Source organism: Rheinheimera sp., from assembly GCF_037442345.1.
GTDB lineage: Bacteria > Pseudomonadota > Gammaproteobacteria > Enterobacterales > Alteromonadaceae > Pararheinheimera.
The window spans coordinates 12355-27889 of the sequence record NZ_JBBIQL010000017.1; the positions used below are offsets into that span (position 1 = coordinate 12355).

Below are 15535 nucleotides of genomic sequence, written 5' to 3' on the forward strand. Positions count from 1 at the left end.
TTATCTGCCGTTTTTATGGTTTTACTTTAGCTTTGCCCAATGCTTCACTAAAATGGCCGCCTTTTGATGGACCTTTACTTTACCGGACCTAACTTATGAGCCACAGCATCATTTTACAAGCTGACCGCGAAAAATCGCTGAAACGTCGCCACCCCTGGGTGTTTTCCAAAGCGGTAAAAGCCGTTCAGGGTAACCCCAAAACCGGTGATACAGTGGATGTGCTGTCGGCCGACGGCCAGTGGCTGGGCCGTGGCGCCTATTCACCGGATTCACAAATCCGGGTGCGCATCTGGACCTTCGATCAGCAGGAACAGATAGACGCAGATTTTTTCAGGCGTCGTCTGGCGCGAGCCTGGGCTGTGCGCACCGATTTATTCGATTTAAACCAGACCAATGGTGTCCGGGTAGTCGCTGCCGAATCCGACGGCCTGCCGGGTGTCACCATTGATTTGTACAATGACATTCTGGTTTGCCAGTTGCTGTCTGCCGGTGCCGAAAAGTTTCGTGGCGAACTGGTTGCAGCGCTGACAGAGCTGTTCCCTGGGTACAGCATTTATGAACGCTCCGATGTGGACGTACGTAAAAAAGAAGGCCTGGAGCCGGTCACCGGCTGGTTGCATCTGCCACGTGACAGCGGTGAAGTGGTGATACTGGAGCGTGGCCAGCGGATCATGGTGGATGTGATTCACGGTCATAAAACCGGTTTTTATCTGGACCAACGCGACTCGCGTGCCGCCGCCGCCCGTTACGCCAAAGATAAAACTGTGCTGAACTGCTTCAGTTACACCGGTACTTTTGCCTCAGCTTGTCTGGAAGCCGGAGCCAGCCATGTCACCAATGTCGATATGTCTGAGCTGGCACTGACAACAGCGGAACGAATTATCGAACTCAATACATTGAACCTGAACCAGCTGACCAATGTCCGACAGGACGTATTCAAACTGTTGCGTCAGTACAAAGAGCAAGGCAAGCAGTTTGATATGGTGATCCTGGACCCGCCCAAGTTTGCCGACAGCAAAGCCCAGCTGATGAGTGCGGCCCGCGGTTATAAAGACATTAACCGGGTGGCGATGCAAATTGTCAAACCCGGTGGCTTGTTGCTGACGTTCAGCTGTTCAGGTCTGATGGACGAAATGCTGTTCCAGAAAATTGTCGCCGACGCGGCGCTGGATGCACAACGCGACTGTCTGTTTATCGAGAAGCTCAGTCAGGCCAGCGATCACCCTATTGCCAGTTTCTACCCTGAAGGCCATTATCTGAAAGGTCTGGTTTGTAAAATTTATTAATGTTGTCAGCCTGTTGCTGACCCATAAGGAGATTTGTATGAAGAAGATTGTCGTATTGCTGGCGTCGGCTTTAAGTTTTTCTGCACTGGCGGACTGGTCGGTGGACAGCCAGCAGTCCAGCTTGTCTTTTGTTTCAGTGAAAAATGAGCTGGTGGCCGAAACGCATCAGTTTAAGCAACTGCAAGGCACGTTGTCAGACGCCGGTGTGCTGGCTCTGTCCATTCCTGTCAGTGGCATTGAAACCCAGATCCCGCTGCGTAATGAACGGATTTTACAATACACCCTGCTGAGTAAAGACTTTGCCGCCATCAACGCCACAGCCAAAGTAGATATGAGCAAAGTGGCTGCGCTGAAAGCGGGTCAGACCCTGGCTGTACAACAGCCACTCGACCTGACCCTGTTGGCTCAGAGCCAGACCATCACGGCGCCCTTGCAGGTCGTGAAATTGTCTGACAAGCAATTGCTGGTCTACACCACAGCACCAGTAGTGTTGGATTTGACCAAATTTAAACTCGAAGCGGGCATTGAAAAACTGCGTGAACTGGCCGGTCTGAAAATGATCAGCCCACTGGTACCCGTCAGCTTTAGCGTGACGTTCACTCAGTGATCTGAAACTGTGACCTAAGGGCGCAGCTTGCTGCGCCTTTTTTATCGGATTAATTCATCTCTACAATTTGCACACCGAGCTGATAACAGTCTTCATGCTCCTGAGCACAACGCACCACTTTGGCATGTGCCGACAAAGGCGGAATACTGGGATTGTGGGTTTCCATTTTAATAAACAATAAAATGCCCATTTCCAACGGCTCGTCGACTTCCAGCGACATCCCGGTTGAACTTAAATCACGGCAAATCCCATCGATCACCCGGCCCGTCTCCGGATCTGTGATCATGATTTGCACCTGGGAATTCACCATCATACGGAAGTAATTGCGCTTATCATTTTGTCCGAGCATAAACTCCACCTGAGAGCGAGTTGGGTTGCAGGAGATTTACAAGGGTTCGCTCTGCCAACCTGCCCTGTTATAGACAAGTGTCGGATGACTGTAAAGCCTTATTTATGCACGTAACTGCACAATAAATCATCAATCAGGGAGTGAACCTGCTGTACATGCAGGGGTTTACTGACAAACGCATCGGCCCCTGCATCCAGCGCGTGCACTTCGTCCTGCATTCTGTCCATACCGGACATCATCAGCACAGGGATATGGCAGGTTTCAGGGGCGTTTTTTAATAAGCGGCAGGTATCCAGGCCATCCAGGCCAGGCATGCAAATGTCCATCAGCACTAAATCAGGTTTGGTCTCCAGCACCAGTTGCAGCGCTTCAGTACCACTTTTGGCGTAATACAGCTGGTAATAAGGTGACAAGTTACTGTCCAGATAACGCAGCATAAAGTCTTCGTCATCCACCACCATCACCTGTTTACGTCTGATTTCATTCATAGCATTCCCCGCCACGCCAAGTCCCTGAGATCCCAGTGTAAAAGCTGTTTCCGTTTTTGCCAAGCCGTTACTTCAGTTCATTGACGGCCAACAGAATACGTTTTACCGAAACCGGATAAGGCGTACCCAGAGTTTGAGCAAACAAAGATACTTTTAGTTCCTCCAGCATCCATCGCAACTCCTGCACTGGTTCCGGCACCACCCGTCCGGCGTATTTGCCCAACAGGTTCAGGTAAGCATCTTCAGCTTTGGCGTATTCCAGCGCCATCAGCCGGTCTCTGTGCGGGTCTATCGGCAGTTTTTCCTGCCGTTTTTGCATTGCCTGCAAATAACGCAGCACGTTGTCCAGCCGCGCTGCGCCATGCTGGCTGACAAACCCCTTAAATACCAAGGCATCCAGTTGCTGCTTGATTTCGCCCTGACCCTGCACATGCTTTAAATCGACTTTGCCTTTAAGTTTTTTCTGAATATCGTGCGACAGCGTCAGGATCTGCTCCACTTTCAGCGCAATTTTAACGACAGCGTCTCCCAATTCAGCCCGCACTTTTTCTTTTAATGACAAAAACTGAGCTTCATCCTCCGGCCACGGGTGTTCGTTCACCAACTGATCAACAGCCGCCGCAATACAGTCATCTATCAGCTCCAGCACTTTGCCAAAGGGGTTAAAGTAAAGGCCCAGTTTCGCTTTGTTCGGCAGCGATTCCTGCAGGTATTTGACAGGCGATGGGACATTGAGCAACAACAAGCGACGCAGACCGAAGCGGGATTGATGTCTGGCCTGCTCCGGATTGTCGAGCAGCTTGATCGACACTGAGGTTTTATCGTCCACCAGCGCCGGATAAGCCTTAATTTCATAACCCGCCTGCAGTTTCACATATTCCCTGGGCAGCTGGCCAAAGCTCCACTGCGTGAGCTCCTGTTGTTCTATGCCCTGCTCCGCCACCTGGCTCAGGTTCTGCTGCACCTTGCCCTGCAGCTCCTGTTTGAGCAGCAACAGGGACCGGCTTTGTTTTATGGTCTGTCCTTTCTCGTCCACCACCTTAAAGTTCATTTTCAGGTGTGTGTCCAGTTCGCTCAGTTGCCAGGCGTCCTCCGGTATCGTCACACCGGACATCCGTTTTAAGCGCTGCGTGATCACCTCAAGCAGCCTTCCATCATCGGGCTGAATACTTTGCAGCAGAGCGTCGGCGTAATTGGGTGCCGGCACAAAGTTGCGCCTGTATTGTTTGGGCAAACATTTGATCAGCGCGACCAGCAAGTCATGCCGAAGCCCGGGGATCAGCCAGTCAAAGCCTTGATCTTCCAGCTGGTTCAATAACGACAGCGGCACCAGCACACTGACGCCATCATCCGGCGCCCCAGGTGAAAAGTGATAATCCAGTGGCAAGGTCAGATTGCCCTGACGCCAGAACTCCGGAAACTTGTCTGCGGTGACATCGGCGGCTGCATGGCGGCGCAACTGCTCCGGGTCAAAATGCAGCAGTTTCGGGGTCTTGGCTTTGGCCTCTTTCCACCATTTGGCAAAGTCGATGCGGTTATTGGCCCACACCGGCACCTTTTCGGCATAAAAAGCCGCCAGGCTGTCTTCATCCACCAGGATATCGCGCCGGCGTGATTTCTCTTCCAGTTCGGTCACTTCATCAATCAGCCGCTGATTGTGCTGTAAAAAGCCTTCATTCAGGCCCAGCTCCTGATTAACCAGCGCCTCACGCACAAAGATCTGATGGCAGACGGCCGGATCAATTTTGCTGTACAGCACAGGGCGGCGGCCAACAATAATCAGGCCATACAAAGACACCTGTTCATAAGCGACCACAGCGCCTTTTTTCTTCTCCCAGTGCGGTTCGCTGTAATTGCGGTTGACCAGGTGCAACGCCAAGGGTTCTATCCACTCAGGCTCAATTTTGGCGACAGAGCGGGCGTACAGCCTGGAGGTTTCCACCAGTTCAGCCGCCATCACCCATTTGGGTTTGCGTTTAAATAACCCTGAGCCTGGAAACACATAAAACCGGCTTTGGCGTGGGCCCAGATAATCGGCGTCACTGTCCCGGCTGCCCACCTGGCCCAATAAACCACTTAACAGTGCACTGTGGGTTTGTTGGTAACTGGCTGGCTCCTGGTTAAAGGTCCATTGCTGTTCGGTGCAGATTTGGCTCAACTGGCCATACAGATCCTGCCATTCCCGCACCCGCAGGTAGTTCAGCAGTTCCTGTTTGCACAGGCGGCGGAACTGGTTGTTCGACAGCTGTTCCTGCTGCGCCTGCAAATAGGCCCAAAGGTTCAGCCAGGCATTAAAATCCGAATCGTTGTCGCTGAACCGGCCATGCAGTTCATCGGCTTTTTGTTGTTTATCCAAAGGCCGCTCGCGCGGGTCCTGAATAGACAGCGCCGACACTATCACCAGTACTTCCTGCAAACAGCCGGTTTTTGCTGCCGTCAGCACCATACGTGCCAGACGGGGGTCCACCGGCAGCCTTGACAGCTGTTTACCCAGTTCGGTCAGCTGCAGCGTTTTCACGCCTCCACCGGTTTTCAGCGCGCCCAGTTCTTCCAGCAGCTTCACACCGTCGTTGATAAAACGGCTGTCGGGTTTTTCGATAAAAGGAAAGGCCTGAATATCCCCCAGACCCAGTGCCAGCATTTGCAGAATAACCGAGGCCAGGTTGGTGCGCAGAATTTCCGGGTCGGTAAATTCAGGCCGGCTGATAAAATCCTCTTCGCTGTATAAACGAATACAGATACCGGCCGCCACCCGGCCACACCGCCCCTTACGCTGGTTGGCACTGGCCTGACTGATGGCTTCAATTGGCAGCTGTTGCACTTTGGAGCGGTAACTGTAGCGCGACAGCCGGGCTGTGCCCGGGTCAATCACATACCGAATGCCCGGCACTGTCAGCGAGGTTTCGGCCACGTTGGTGGACAGCACAATACGCCGCCCGGCATGACTTTGAAAAATACGGTTCTGTTCGGCCGCGCTTAACCGCGCATACAAAGGCAGCACTTCGGTATGGGGCAGTTTGAGTTTTTCCAGCGCATCGGCCGTGTCGCGGATCTCCCGTTCGCCGTTTAAGAAAATCAGAATGTCGCCCGGTGGCTCCTGATACAGCTCCTGCACCGCATCAAAAATCGACTGCAACTGATCGGCGTCTTTGTCGTCGTTTTCCGCAACAGGCCTGTACCGCACTTCGACCGGGTAAGTCCGCCCCGACACTTCAATAATGGGCGCATCATAAAAGTGTCTGGAAAAACGCTGCGGATCTATGGTGGCCGAGGTAATAATGACTTTCAGATCAGGCCGTTTGGGCAATAATTGCCGCAAATAGCCCAGCAAAAAGTCGATATTCAGGCTGCGCTCGTGCGCTTCGTCGATAATCAGCGTGTCGTATTGGTTTAAAAAGCGGTCCTGCTGGATTTCTGCCAGCAACACACCGTCTGTCATCAGTTTGACCAGCGTAGTGGCCGCAGTATGGTCACCAAAACGGATTTTAAAGCCCACCTGTTGACCCAGCTCCACCGACAACTCTTCGGCCAGACGGGCTGACACTGAACGGGCCGCCAGCCTGCGCGGCTGGGTATGACCAATCAAGCCCGCGACCCCCCGGCCAAGCTCAAGGCAAATTTTAGGAATTTGGGTGGTTTTGCCTGAGCCTGTTTCACCGGCAATAATTACCACCTGGTGTTTGGCAATGGCGGCTTTGATCTCGTCTTTTTTGCCCACCACAGGCAACTCGGCCGGGTACTGAATACGCGGCATCGCGGCCTGCCGGCTGGCCCGGCTTTGCACCGATTTCTCCATGCGCTCCGCCAGTTGGTTCAACTGTTTTTGCTGCTCTTCCGGGTTCTGGTCAGAACGGATGCGCTTCAGCGCCTGACGGAATTTAAACTGATCTTTCAGTAAACAATTGGCAAGGGTCTGAGTCAGGGCGGAGATAGAAACAGTCAACAGCATGGTCCTCTTTAAATAGGCCGCCATGCTATCAAGTTCACAGGGGAAAAATCCAGTCAGAACAAGGCGCAGCGTCGGCAGACTGCGCCAGTTTTATCGCCTTTTACGCTTAACTGACCGCTTTGTAATGGGCATGCAGTTCCAGATCGATGGCGCGCAGCACGTCGGAGCGACTGATCACCCCCAATAACACACCGTTATCATCCACCACAGGGTAAATTTTGGGTTTGGCCAATAACATGGTTTGCGCGAGATCCACGATACCGTCATACGACTTCACGGTCAGCACCTGCTGACGCATCACATCCCCGACTGTAGCGCTTTGGGCCAGGTGGTAGGTGTCTGACAGCATACGGGCCAGACAATCCTGCTCTGAGACAAAACCTATGACTTTTTTCTGAGCATCCACCACAGGGCCGCCCAGTTGTTCGGCAATAATCAGTTTATTGACCGCTTCTTCGACCGACATTTCCCGACTAAAAGTGACAGGATGGCGGTTCATATGATCAGCTACTTTCAGTAAGTCCATAATTCCCTCAAGATGTTGACTGGCAACATCTTAAGCGTAGCCGGTTAAAATGAACTCTCCTTAAAAATTTCGGTAACAGCGTCAAAGCCCTGCACTTTGCGGGCCCTGTACATCCCTTCTGTATTAAAACTCCAGCTGACATTGCCTTTGTGGTCGATCAGGATCACGCCGCCAGTGCCTCCGACTTTGGCCAGCTCCTGCTGAATCACCTGATCGGCGGCTTTTTGCGCACTGATGCCCTGATATTTCACCCGGGCACAAATATCTGAAGCCACACGGTAACGAATAAAAAACTCGCCATGACCAGTCGCTGACACAGCACAGCTTTGATTGTCGGCGTAGTTCCCCGCACCTATTACGGGCGCGTCACCAATGCGGCCATAACGTTTGGCCGTCATGCCACCTGTGGAGGTAGCGGCCGCCAGGTTGCCGTTTTTGTCGATCGCCACAGCGCCCACAGTGCCCATATTCCACTCCGGTTGCCAGGGCGCCTGTAAACGGAAATTCAGCGCCTGTTGAGGCAGTTTCTGCATACTGGCTTTGGCTTTTTTCAGCGCTTCCAGACGAAACTCGGTGTCGAAATAACTGTTGGGTACCAGTTCCAGTTTCTGCTCGGCGGCAAATTGCTCTGCACCTTTGCCAGACAGCATCACATGATCGGATTTTTCCATCACAGCACGCGCCAGCAGCACCGGGTTTTTCACTGTGGTGACACCGGCAATAGCCCCGGCTTCCTGTGTGTCGCCGCGCATAATGGATGCATCCAGTTCGTGGCGTTCATCAAAAGTGTACACAGCGCCTTTGCCAGCATTAAACAGCGGTGAGTCTTCCAGCACCAGCACCGCCTGAGTGACCGCATCCAGACTGCTGCCGCCTTTTTCCAGCACGGCATAGCCTTGTTCTACCGCATGTTTTAAGGTGGCATGGTAGGCCTGCTCCTGGGCGGCAGACATCTGTGCTTTTTCGATGGTACCGGCACCGCCGTGGATCACAATGGCAATGGGGGGCTGCGCAGCCAAAGCGGCCACAGGGAACAAAGCAGAGGCAATCAGCAGGCGTTTCATAGGTTATCTCGTTGATTTAATTCAGGCATACCCTTGTTGTACCTCAGAGCGGAGTCAACAACAAGGCTGTCACGGCAAATTCACTGCAGAGGTCGCTGAAGCCCACCCCTGCCTTCACTCCCCCGACTGGCCGGGGTCAGCGGCTTTGCAGTTGCCGGCCAGGCTAAAACCGGCCTGCTGTGCCTGCAGCTCAGAATCAAACAGCACCTGGTTAGACTCGGCAATCTGACGAAAACCACTGCAATGGCTGAAGTGGTATAACTTACTGTTTTTATTCCCTTTCACCACAGAAGCACTGAGCTGTGCGGGTTTGGCTGTGCTGTCAGACTGAACCGCAGCTGTCAGGCCAAAACGGCTGGGCTGATAGTTCAGGCGCCAGTGTTTTTTACCAGTGACAAAGTCATTGGCGTGCCCCATGTGCTGGGCCAGTCGCTGCTGCATCTGCTGTTCAGCGCTATCCACCGGGTCTTGCTGGTGCCAGGCCATAAACAGCTGCTGCTGCGCCTTGGCAAGCGTAATGCCGTATTTATCGGCCATATAAAAATAAATACGGGCAATGTCGCCGCGAATTTCCGGCCTGGGCTCCACCAGTCTGGCCTGAAAATCAATTTTTACCGGACACTGGCCGTACGCTGAGACCGAAGATGGCAACAAACCAAACCTGTAGTGCGCCCTGTCACCATTCACTTCCCCAATGGCCGGTTTGAGGTTAAATAAATCCGCTTCCATCCGCTGAAACAACTCGTCGTTGGCCGCGCAGGCTTTGCGCCCCCCCTGTTGCCAGCACGGCAATGGTGAACCAAACTGCTGAGCGGGCATCACATGTTCCCACTCAATGCGGCTGGCCCTTGGGCCGTTTTTCCGTACCTGATAACCACAGCTGTTCAGATCAGGAATGCCTTTCCCACCTTGCCATCGGATAGTACAACCACAATAAAACTCTTGCTTTTCTGACGAATACATCCGGCCAGCGACTTTTTTTGCGCTTTCAAAACTGGCTGGCGCAGCAACCAGTCCAAAGGAACTCAACCCCAGAACTATAGAAATCCAAAAATGCACAACACAACCCTTGACTAGCTATTTCGACCACTTCACGACAAAAGCAGCTTTCGCCTGTTACTTTACACAAATAACTACCATGATCCAGCTGATAACTGGCCTGAAAACAGAAAAATGTGAAAAATATTCACGCTTTGAAAGCTCGGCGTTGGCGAACTAAATAACTGGTTTTAAACACAATAGATAAAATCTGCTGGTTAAATTTATTTAACACAGAATAAACAGACTTTACACAAAGCAGCTTGCTTTGTAGGATGTCGACCTGTCGCTTATTTTTGTTTGTTTATCGCAACGATTCGGGTTACCCCCATGGACCAGGCATTTTTCCGTAGTAAAAAAGTGTTGGTCATTGATGACTGCGCCCCTGTGCGGGCAACCATCAAAGGAATGTTACAACTGATGGGTTTTGACGCCATTTTTATGGCGAAAGACGCTGACGAGGCGATTACAGCCTGTCACGAGCTGCCCTTCGACCTGATTTTGTGTGACTTCAATCTGGGTCAATGCAAAGACGGCTATCAGCTGTTCGAATACCTCAAAGACAGCCAGTTGTTAGCGCCGCTGTGCTGCTTTATTGTGATCAGCGCTGAAAACCAGCGCCAGATTGTGCACGGCCTGATTGAGCTGCAACCCGACGATTACCTGCTGAAACCTTTCAGCCAACCGGCCTTAATCGAACGTATCAGCCGCGCCATGCTGCAAAAAAGGGCTCTGCGCAAAGTGTTTTTTGCCTTATTTGAACAGGATTACCAGGCGGCGATCGATGAATGTGACCTGTTGCTGAAACAAAAAACCGAACACAGCCTAATGCTGCTGCGGCTAAAAGGCGAATTACTGCTGAAACAAAAACGCTACAGTGACGCAGAACGGTTTTATCAGGCCGTTCAAAAACAAAAAAACTACAACTGGGCCCGGCTTGGTTATGCCCTCTGTTGTTTTTACTTGCAGCGCTGGGAAGATACCGAACTGGAGCTGGCCGATCTGACCCAGTTCAGCGACACCAAAGTGGAAGCGCTGGACTGGTTATCCCGCCTGTATCTGCGTCATGGCCGCTATCAGCTGGCTTATGACAGCCTGTTGCAGGCCTCACTGTTATCGCCAAAAAACATTAGCCGGCAGCAGAACCTGAGCCTGATCAGTGCGTTATTGCAGGATTTTCCGGCAGCGGCCCGCATTCGCGGCAAAATAGTGCAATTTGCCCGCTATTCAAAAGACGATACCCCAGACAACTATCTGAACTACGCCCGGGCTTTGGTGGATCAGGCACAGGATTTAAACCTGCTGGAAAAAACAGTTCAGCTGCAAAATGCCAGTAAATCGCTGGATGAGCTGCATAAACGCTTCAACCCAGAACAGTTGCAACAGGCGATAGGGATTTTGCGCAGCCGGATGCTCAGTGCCAAAGCACAGCTGAAAGATGCCCGCCAGCAACTGCAACACATCAGCATGGCTGATATTCAGCAGTTGTCGGTAGACACCTGCCTGGATGCACTCAAAGCCTATTACCAGCTTGGCGATCTTTATGCCTGCGAACTTTGTATCGCTCGCCTGGATGCCCTGTTGCAAGGTCAGGATTATCTGACAGAAACCCAACGTATTCTGCTCACTTTTGAGCAACAAAAACACGACCAGCTGAAGCAGCAACTGAAACAAATCAACAGCGAAGCCACCGACGCTTATCAGCAGGGGTTGTATGGCCGTGCTGTGATGTTGTTTTGTGAAACCCTGGATTTTATGCCAACCAATCCTATGGTGGCTTTGAATGTGTTGCAGTCGATGAGTAAAGCCGCTGGCTTAACCAGTGAAACCTTGCCTTATGCCAAACAGGCCGCCAAAGTGCTGCGGCAACAGGAATTGCCTTCTAAAGAGCAGGCCCGCTTCGAACGTTATGTCAGTGTATTGAAATCGCAGCAACCTGCGCTGGCGCAAGTGCCGCTGTAAAAGAGCCTAAACCGCTCTGTTTCAGGCCAGCACCAGGTAATCGGACCGCTGCACCAGCTCAGCGTGGGCGCCAGGTACTAAATGCAGGTACTTGCCTTCCACCTGTTCAATCGCCAGGCAGTCATCAACGTCGATCACCGCATCGGTATGGGGCTTGTCCCACAGTGGTGGGTAGCGCTTTTTGCCAAGCGCTTTGGCTTCGGCTTTGTCATGCGCCAGCTGCAACACAAACTGGTGTTCTTCGCCAAAATTGCCCGGCAGATAGCCGCCGTAGTTCAGCAGAAACAGTTTCAGTGCCCCTGCTTCCGGTGGATTATCTTCCAAACGCAGCTGATAGCCCTCGATGCCATCCACAGCCAGCCAGCTGTCGATATGCATGCCAGGCAGGCTGCCAAACCAGAGCTCCCGCAATTGGGGGTAACAGCTTTCAAGACTGTCGCCTTCGACAAAGACCACATCATGCACTTCAATATTGGCCTTGGGGTGTTTACCTCCAAGCATCACCACATAGAGCATCAAGCCTCCTTACCGTTGTATATACGCCCGCCAGAGCTTTTGTAATAGTCCAGTACCGCTTTGGCATCGGCGCGTTTGAACTGACGTACCACCTCAATACCGGCATTTCGCAGGTAATCATACGACTGCTCAAACACCGGACCTTCATCAAAACCAATGGCTCGCGCGTCTGCGGCCGCACCTGCGCACACCAGCCGGTTCACACCACTCCAAAGCACAGCGCCCATGCACATGGCGCACGGCTCACAAGAGGTAAACAGCTCGCGCCCTGTATCCAGCGCCAGGCTAAAGGTGCCCAGCGCTTTTTCGGCCAGCATAATAGCCACGGTTTCGCCATGCAGGGTGCTGTTGGTCAGGGGCACCACCCGGTTTACGCCCACACCGAGCAACCGGCCTGAAGCGCGGTCAAAAATAGCGGTACCAAAGGGCCCACCTGTGCCACGCAGCACGTTTTGTCTGGACAGCTCAATGGCCAGCGCCATCTTTTCATCGTCTGTGTTGTACTGTTGATCCCAGTCAACCAATTCAGTCACCCAATCAGGCAACTCGACAGTCACTGCGCTGCCCGGCTTTGCAACAAAGGGAATTTTATTCATTGTGTGTGTCTCCATTCAGGCGCACCTTGTACCGCAAGGCGCAGGCAGGTACAAGTGAATTTTCTTCCTGTACCAGTGAAAGCGTGAATGACGCTTAAAGCCGATACTGTTAGACTGAGCATCACTACACAGAGACCAATAACCATAAGCTACGCAGAGTGAACCAGCCCGCTTCCCTTTATTTTTACGACTACGAAACCTGGGGTGCAGACCCGAAAAAAGACCGCCCGGCTCAGTTTGGCGGCATTCGCACCGACCTGGAGCTGAACCCCATTGGCGAACCGGATATGTGGTATTGCCAACTGGCACCGGATTACCTGCCACATCCGCAGGCGGCATTGATCACTGGCCTGACCCCACAAATCTGTAATCAGCGCGGGCTGACTGAACTGGAATTTTGCCGCCGCATTGCGGCGCGGTTCAGCGAGGCTGGCAGCTGTGTGCTGGGCTACAACAGCCTGCGCTTTGATGATGAAGTAACCCGCTACAGTTTTTACCGCAACTTTATCGACCCTTACGCCCGCGAATGGCAAAACGGTAACAGCCGCTGGGACCTTATTGACATAGTAAGAGCCTGCTACGCACTGCGCCCGGACGGTATTGTCTGGCCGGAGCGCGAAGACGGCAGCCCGAGTTTTAAGCTCGAAGAGCTGACCAAAGCCAATGGCCTTGGTCATCAGCGGGCACACGATGCACTCTCTGACGTGTATGCCACCATTGAAATAGCCAGGCTGATTAAACAGCATCAACCCAAGCTGTTTGCCTATTTGTTTTCACTGCGAAAAAAAGCAGAGCTGGCTGCCATGCTGGATACTGTGAACCTGATGCCTCTGGTCCATGTCTCAGGGCGCCTGCCAGCTCTGCAAGGCTGTGCCAGCTGGATAGTGCCTTTGGCCTGGCACCCAACCAATAAAAATGCAGTGATCGCCTGGAACCTGCAAGCAGACCCCAGCCCATTGCTGGACCTGGACCTCGCGTCAGTCCAGCAGCTGTTGTTTACCAAAACGGAAGATTTGGCGCCCGACCAACAGCGGCTGGGCCTGAAACTGATCCATCTGAATAAATGCCCGGTGCTGGCGCCGGCAAAAACCTTGTCCGAGCAACGGGCAGATGAATTGGGCATTGACCGCGGCGCCTGTCGCCGTCATCTGGATTTTTTACGTCAGCACCAGACCAACATACAAAACAAAGTGGTTGAACTGTACCAGTTGCCGAATGACTACAAAGATGAAACCAACCCGGATTATCAGTTGTACAACGGTTTTGTCAGCGACAGCGACCGCAAACTGATGCTGCAACTGCACCAGATGAGTGCCGAGCAGTTAGCCGCGACGCCGGTGCTGTTTAGCGAAGACCGTTTAAACCAGCTGCTGTTTTTGTTCCGTGCCCGCAACTACCCAAGCACCCTGACCTATCAGGAACAACAGCGCTGGCAACGTTACCGTGCCGATAAATTGCAACAGGGTCTGGATAAACCCAACCTGACCTTTGAAGAGTTTGGCTTGCAGCTGGAAAACCTGGCGCATGAGGTGGGCGACGACAGTAAAAAGATGGGTGTTCTGAAGGCACTCTATCAATACGCCCAAAGCCTCTAAAACGCAGTTCACGCAAACAGTGAGCCCGGTCAACAACTACACAAATTCCGGGCTCCCCCTCTATCTAGTTTCAGGTGCTTCTGCTAGCCTGCGCAACAATTCCACAGCTAAGGTAATTCGCGATGAAATGGCTGCGACAACTGAAAGTATTTTGTGCTGCGTTACTGTTAACCGGCTGTTTTGCACCGGCTTTATTGGTCAGCAGTCAGGCCCAGCTGATGGGGGAATTGCTGCGGCCTTTGGTAGGTTTTAACCCGCTGGATGTCAAACTGTTCGAAAACCCCCTCATTAAAGACCGTATGGTGGCTTTGATGGGAGAAGACAATTACCGTACTGCCACGACCTTGCTGTACACAGCCACAGCACTGCAGGTGCAAGGGCCTTTGTACTTTGTCACCTCCGAACATTCCCCCCTGCCACATCTGGCCGAAAAATCCGGTTTTGTCTGGAATTCCGAGCATAACCAAATGGCGGTTTTGCTGGTGTCTGGCGGCAAAACGGAGATTTTTGCCGAAGCAGTGAACAGTGCAGCCGGGGCTGTGGTGCCCAGTTGGCCGAAGGAGCTGGTCGACTACACCAGTCCGGACAAGCTGAAACAAAAAGCTATAGCGGGCGCCATCAGCCATTTGGGCCTGGAAGGCGACCAGGCCGCATTGGCCGAAGCAGCTTTATCCGGTGGCTCAGTTGAAAATGTGCTGGAGCAGCAACTGAAAGATCAGGTGCCGGACCCGATTGAAGAGATTAAACAAAAAGTCGAAGCTGGCCAGGAAGAACTGTTAGCCGCCCCCAAACAACGTTTTAACCAGATGGTGCAGGAAGCAGTGCCGACAGATGAAGATGTAGTTAAACAGTTTACCGGCAAAACCTCTGCGGAACTGGAGCAGGCCAAAGCGCTGAAAAAGCAACTGGATGAGGCTAAAGCCCGCGCCGCTGCCAATGTCAAAGCCGCACAACAACAGCCGGTGAAAGACAAAGCCACACTGCAAAAAGAAGCACAGGAATGGGCAAAAAAACAAGCCGCAGAAAAAGCCAGGCAGCAAGTCAAACCCATCACCCAGCCGGTCGATGATTTACTGGAAGAGCTGAAAGAAGAAACGGGCAACAAAACCAGCACAGAAAAGAAAAAAACAGGTGGTTGAACATGGCCCTGTTGGCACAAAAAGCCAAAGCCGGCACCGCAACTCAGCGAGCGCCGGCTGAACCTAAACTTATCAGCAGTTTCTCCTGCGCGGCCGACCCAACAGCGATCACTTCCCCGTCAACCGGATCCAGGCGGATTTCTAACGCACTGGACTGCAATGGCCAGTAGCGTTCAACCATGAAGCGCATAAATACCTTGTAATCCGGAGTGAGCACCTCTCCTTGTTTTCTTGATAGTCCGCCAGGACTTGTATCCACTGCCTGGCCGTTGCTCACAAATCAAACACTACACTGGTACTACCAGCGCTGTCCAGTCCCTATTTGAGCACCAACCAGTAAAGGGACAGGTCTGGCCGTTCCGGTGCCATTGACAGCTGTACTGGCAAAGGCGGGCATGTAAACGAAAGGGAATTGCAGGC

At 52.5% G+C, this 15535-nt stretch carries 13 protein-coding genes; 5 read left to right on the forward strand and 8 right to left on the reverse strand.

The window, feature by feature from the left end:
• Nucleotides 1-95: 95 nt before the first annotated feature.
• Both WKJ04_RS11665 and WKJ04_RS11670 read left to right on the forward strand, forming a co-directional pair.
• Entirely contained in the window at nucleotides 96-1286 is a 1191-nt protein-coding gene (locus WKJ04_RS11665; RefSeq protein WP_337880580.1) for a class I SAM-dependent methyltransferase, read from the forward strand.
• Between the two features lie 37 nt (nucleotides 1287-1323).
• Nucleotides 1324-1893 carry a YceI family protein gene (locus WKJ04_RS11670; RefSeq protein ID WP_337880581.1) on the forward strand — a complete coding sequence of 190 codons (570 nt, stop codon included), beginning with the start codon at nucleotides 1324-1326 and terminating at the stop codon, nucleotides 1891-1893.
• Between the two features lie 49 nt (nucleotides 1894-1942).
• Here the strand turns inward: WKJ04_RS11670 and WKJ04_RS11675 are convergent, their stop codons facing one another.
• The 6 genes from WKJ04_RS11675 to WKJ04_RS11700 form a co-directional block, all read right to left on the reverse strand.
• Complete coding sequence (locus tag WKJ04_RS11675) at nucleotides 1943-2242, reverse strand: PilZ domain-containing protein (RefSeq protein ID WP_337842072.1); 300 nt, start codon at nucleotides 2240-2242, stop codon at nucleotides 1943-1945.
• A gap of 98 nt (nucleotides 2243-2340) precedes the next feature.
• Nucleotides 2341-2730 carry a response regulator gene (locus WKJ04_RS11680; protein ID WP_337842073.1) on the reverse strand — a complete coding sequence of 130 codons (390 nt, stop codon included), beginning with the start codon at nucleotides 2728-2730 and terminating at the stop codon, nucleotides 2341-2343.
• A gap of 67 nt (nucleotides 2731-2797) precedes the next feature.
• On the reverse strand, nucleotides 2798-6679 hold the full coding sequence (hrpA, locus tag WKJ04_RS11685; protein WP_337880582.1) for an ATP-dependent RNA helicase HrpA: 3882 nt from the start codon (nucleotides 6677-6679) through the stop codon (nucleotides 2798-2800).
• A gap of 106 nt (nucleotides 6680-6785) precedes the next feature.
• Nucleotides 6786-7205: a CBS domain-containing protein gene (locus WKJ04_RS11690; protein ID WP_337842075.1), complete on the reverse strand. Its 420-nt coding sequence runs from the start codon at nucleotides 7203-7205 to the stop codon at nucleotides 6786-6788.
• Nucleotides 7206-7249: 44 nt separating this feature from the next.
• Nucleotides 7250-8269, reverse strand: coding sequence for an isoaspartyl peptidase/L-asparaginase (locus tag WKJ04_RS11695; protein WP_337880583.1), 1020 nt, complete (start codon nucleotides 8267-8269; stop codon nucleotides 7250-7252).
• A gap of 114 nt (nucleotides 8270-8383) precedes the next feature.
• Nucleotides 8384-9328 (reverse strand): endonuclease, encoded by a 945-nt coding sequence (locus tag WKJ04_RS11700; RefSeq protein ID WP_337880584.1) that lies wholly within the window; start codon nucleotides 9326-9328, stop codon nucleotides 8384-8386.
• Between the two features lie 309 nt (nucleotides 9329-9637).
• Between WKJ04_RS11700 and WKJ04_RS11705 the strand changes: the two genes are divergently transcribed.
• Complete coding sequence (locus tag WKJ04_RS11705; protein ID WP_337880585.1) at nucleotides 9638-11269, forward strand: response regulator; 1632 nt, start codon at nucleotides 9638-9640, stop codon at nucleotides 11267-11269.
• A gap of 21 nt (nucleotides 11270-11290) precedes the next feature.
• On the opposite strand, the gene WKJ04_RS11710 is transcribed toward WKJ04_RS11705, so the two are convergent.
• Nucleotides 11291-11785, reverse strand: coding sequence for a DUF1543 domain-containing protein (locus WKJ04_RS11710; RefSeq protein ID WP_337880586.1), 495 nt, complete (start codon nucleotides 11783-11785; stop codon nucleotides 11291-11293).
• Nucleotides 11785-12381 (reverse strand): nucleoside deaminase, encoded by a 597-nt coding sequence (locus WKJ04_RS11715; protein ID WP_337880587.1) that lies wholly within the window; start codon nucleotides 12379-12381, stop codon nucleotides 11785-11787. Before WKJ04_RS11715 ends, WKJ04_RS11710 begins: the two co-directional genes overlap by 1 nt.
• 158 nt (nucleotides 12382-12539) lie before the next feature.
• Between WKJ04_RS11715 and sbcB the strand changes: the two genes are divergently transcribed.
• Nucleotides 12540-13976 (forward strand): exodeoxyribonuclease I, encoded by a 1437-nt coding sequence (sbcB, locus tag WKJ04_RS11720; protein WP_337880588.1) that lies wholly within the window; start codon nucleotides 12540-12542, stop codon nucleotides 13974-13976.
• Between the two features lie 122 nt (nucleotides 13977-14098).
• Nucleotides 14099-15115 carry a hypothetical protein gene (locus WKJ04_RS11725; RefSeq protein ID WP_337880589.1) on the forward strand — a complete coding sequence of 339 codons (1017 nt, stop codon included), beginning with the start codon at nucleotides 14099-14101 and terminating at the stop codon, nucleotides 15113-15115.
• The last annotated feature ends 420 nt before the right edge of the window (nucleotides 15116-15535 follow it).

What these genes read in the sequence shown, in the direction of transcription:
- WKJ04_RS11680 (WP_337842073.1), bottom strand. Translation starts at nt 2,730, where the DNA reads ATGAATGAAATCAGACGTAAACAGGTGATGGTGGTGGATGACGAAGAC.
- WKJ04_RS11670 (WP_337880581.1), top strand. Translation starts at nt 1,324, where the DNA reads ATGAAGAAGATTGTCGTATTGCTGGCGTCGGCTTTAAGTTTTTCTGCA.
- WKJ04_RS11690 (WP_337842075.1), bottom strand. Translation starts at nt 7,205, where the DNA reads ATGGACTTACTGAAAGTAGCTGATCATATGAACCGCCATCCTGTCACT.
- WKJ04_RS11710 (WP_337880586.1), bottom strand. Translation starts at nt 11,785, where the DNA reads ATGCTCTATGTGGTGATGCTTGGAGGTAAACACCCCAAGGCCAATATT.
- WKJ04_RS11715 (WP_337880587.1), bottom strand. Translation starts at nt 12,381, where the DNA reads ATGAATAAAATTCCCTTTGTTGCAAAGCCGGGCAGCGCAGTGACTGTC.
- WKJ04_RS11705 (WP_337880585.1), top strand. Translation starts at nt 9,638, where the DNA reads ATGGACCAGGCATTTTTCCGTAGTAAAAAAGTGTTGGTCATTGATGAC.
- hrpA (WP_337880582.1), bottom strand. Translation starts at nt 6,679, where the DNA reads ATGCTGTTGACTGTTTCTATCTCCGCCCTGACTCAGACCCTTGCCAAT.
- WKJ04_RS11725 (WP_337880589.1), top strand. Translation starts at nt 14,099, where the DNA reads ATGAAATGGCTGCGACAACTGAAAGTATTTTGTGCTGCGTTACTGTTA.
- WKJ04_RS11675 (WP_337842072.1), bottom strand. Translation starts at nt 2,242, where the DNA reads ATGCTCGGACAAAATGATAAGCGCAATTACTTCCGTATGATGGTGAAT.
- WKJ04_RS11665 (WP_337880580.1), top strand. Translation starts at nt 96, where the DNA reads ATGAGCCACAGCATCATTTTACAAGCTGACCGCGAAAAATCGCTGAAA.
- WKJ04_RS11695 (WP_337880583.1), bottom strand. Translation starts at nt 8,269, where the DNA reads ATGAAACGCCTGCTGATTGCCTCTGCTTTGTTCCCTGTGGCCGCTTTG.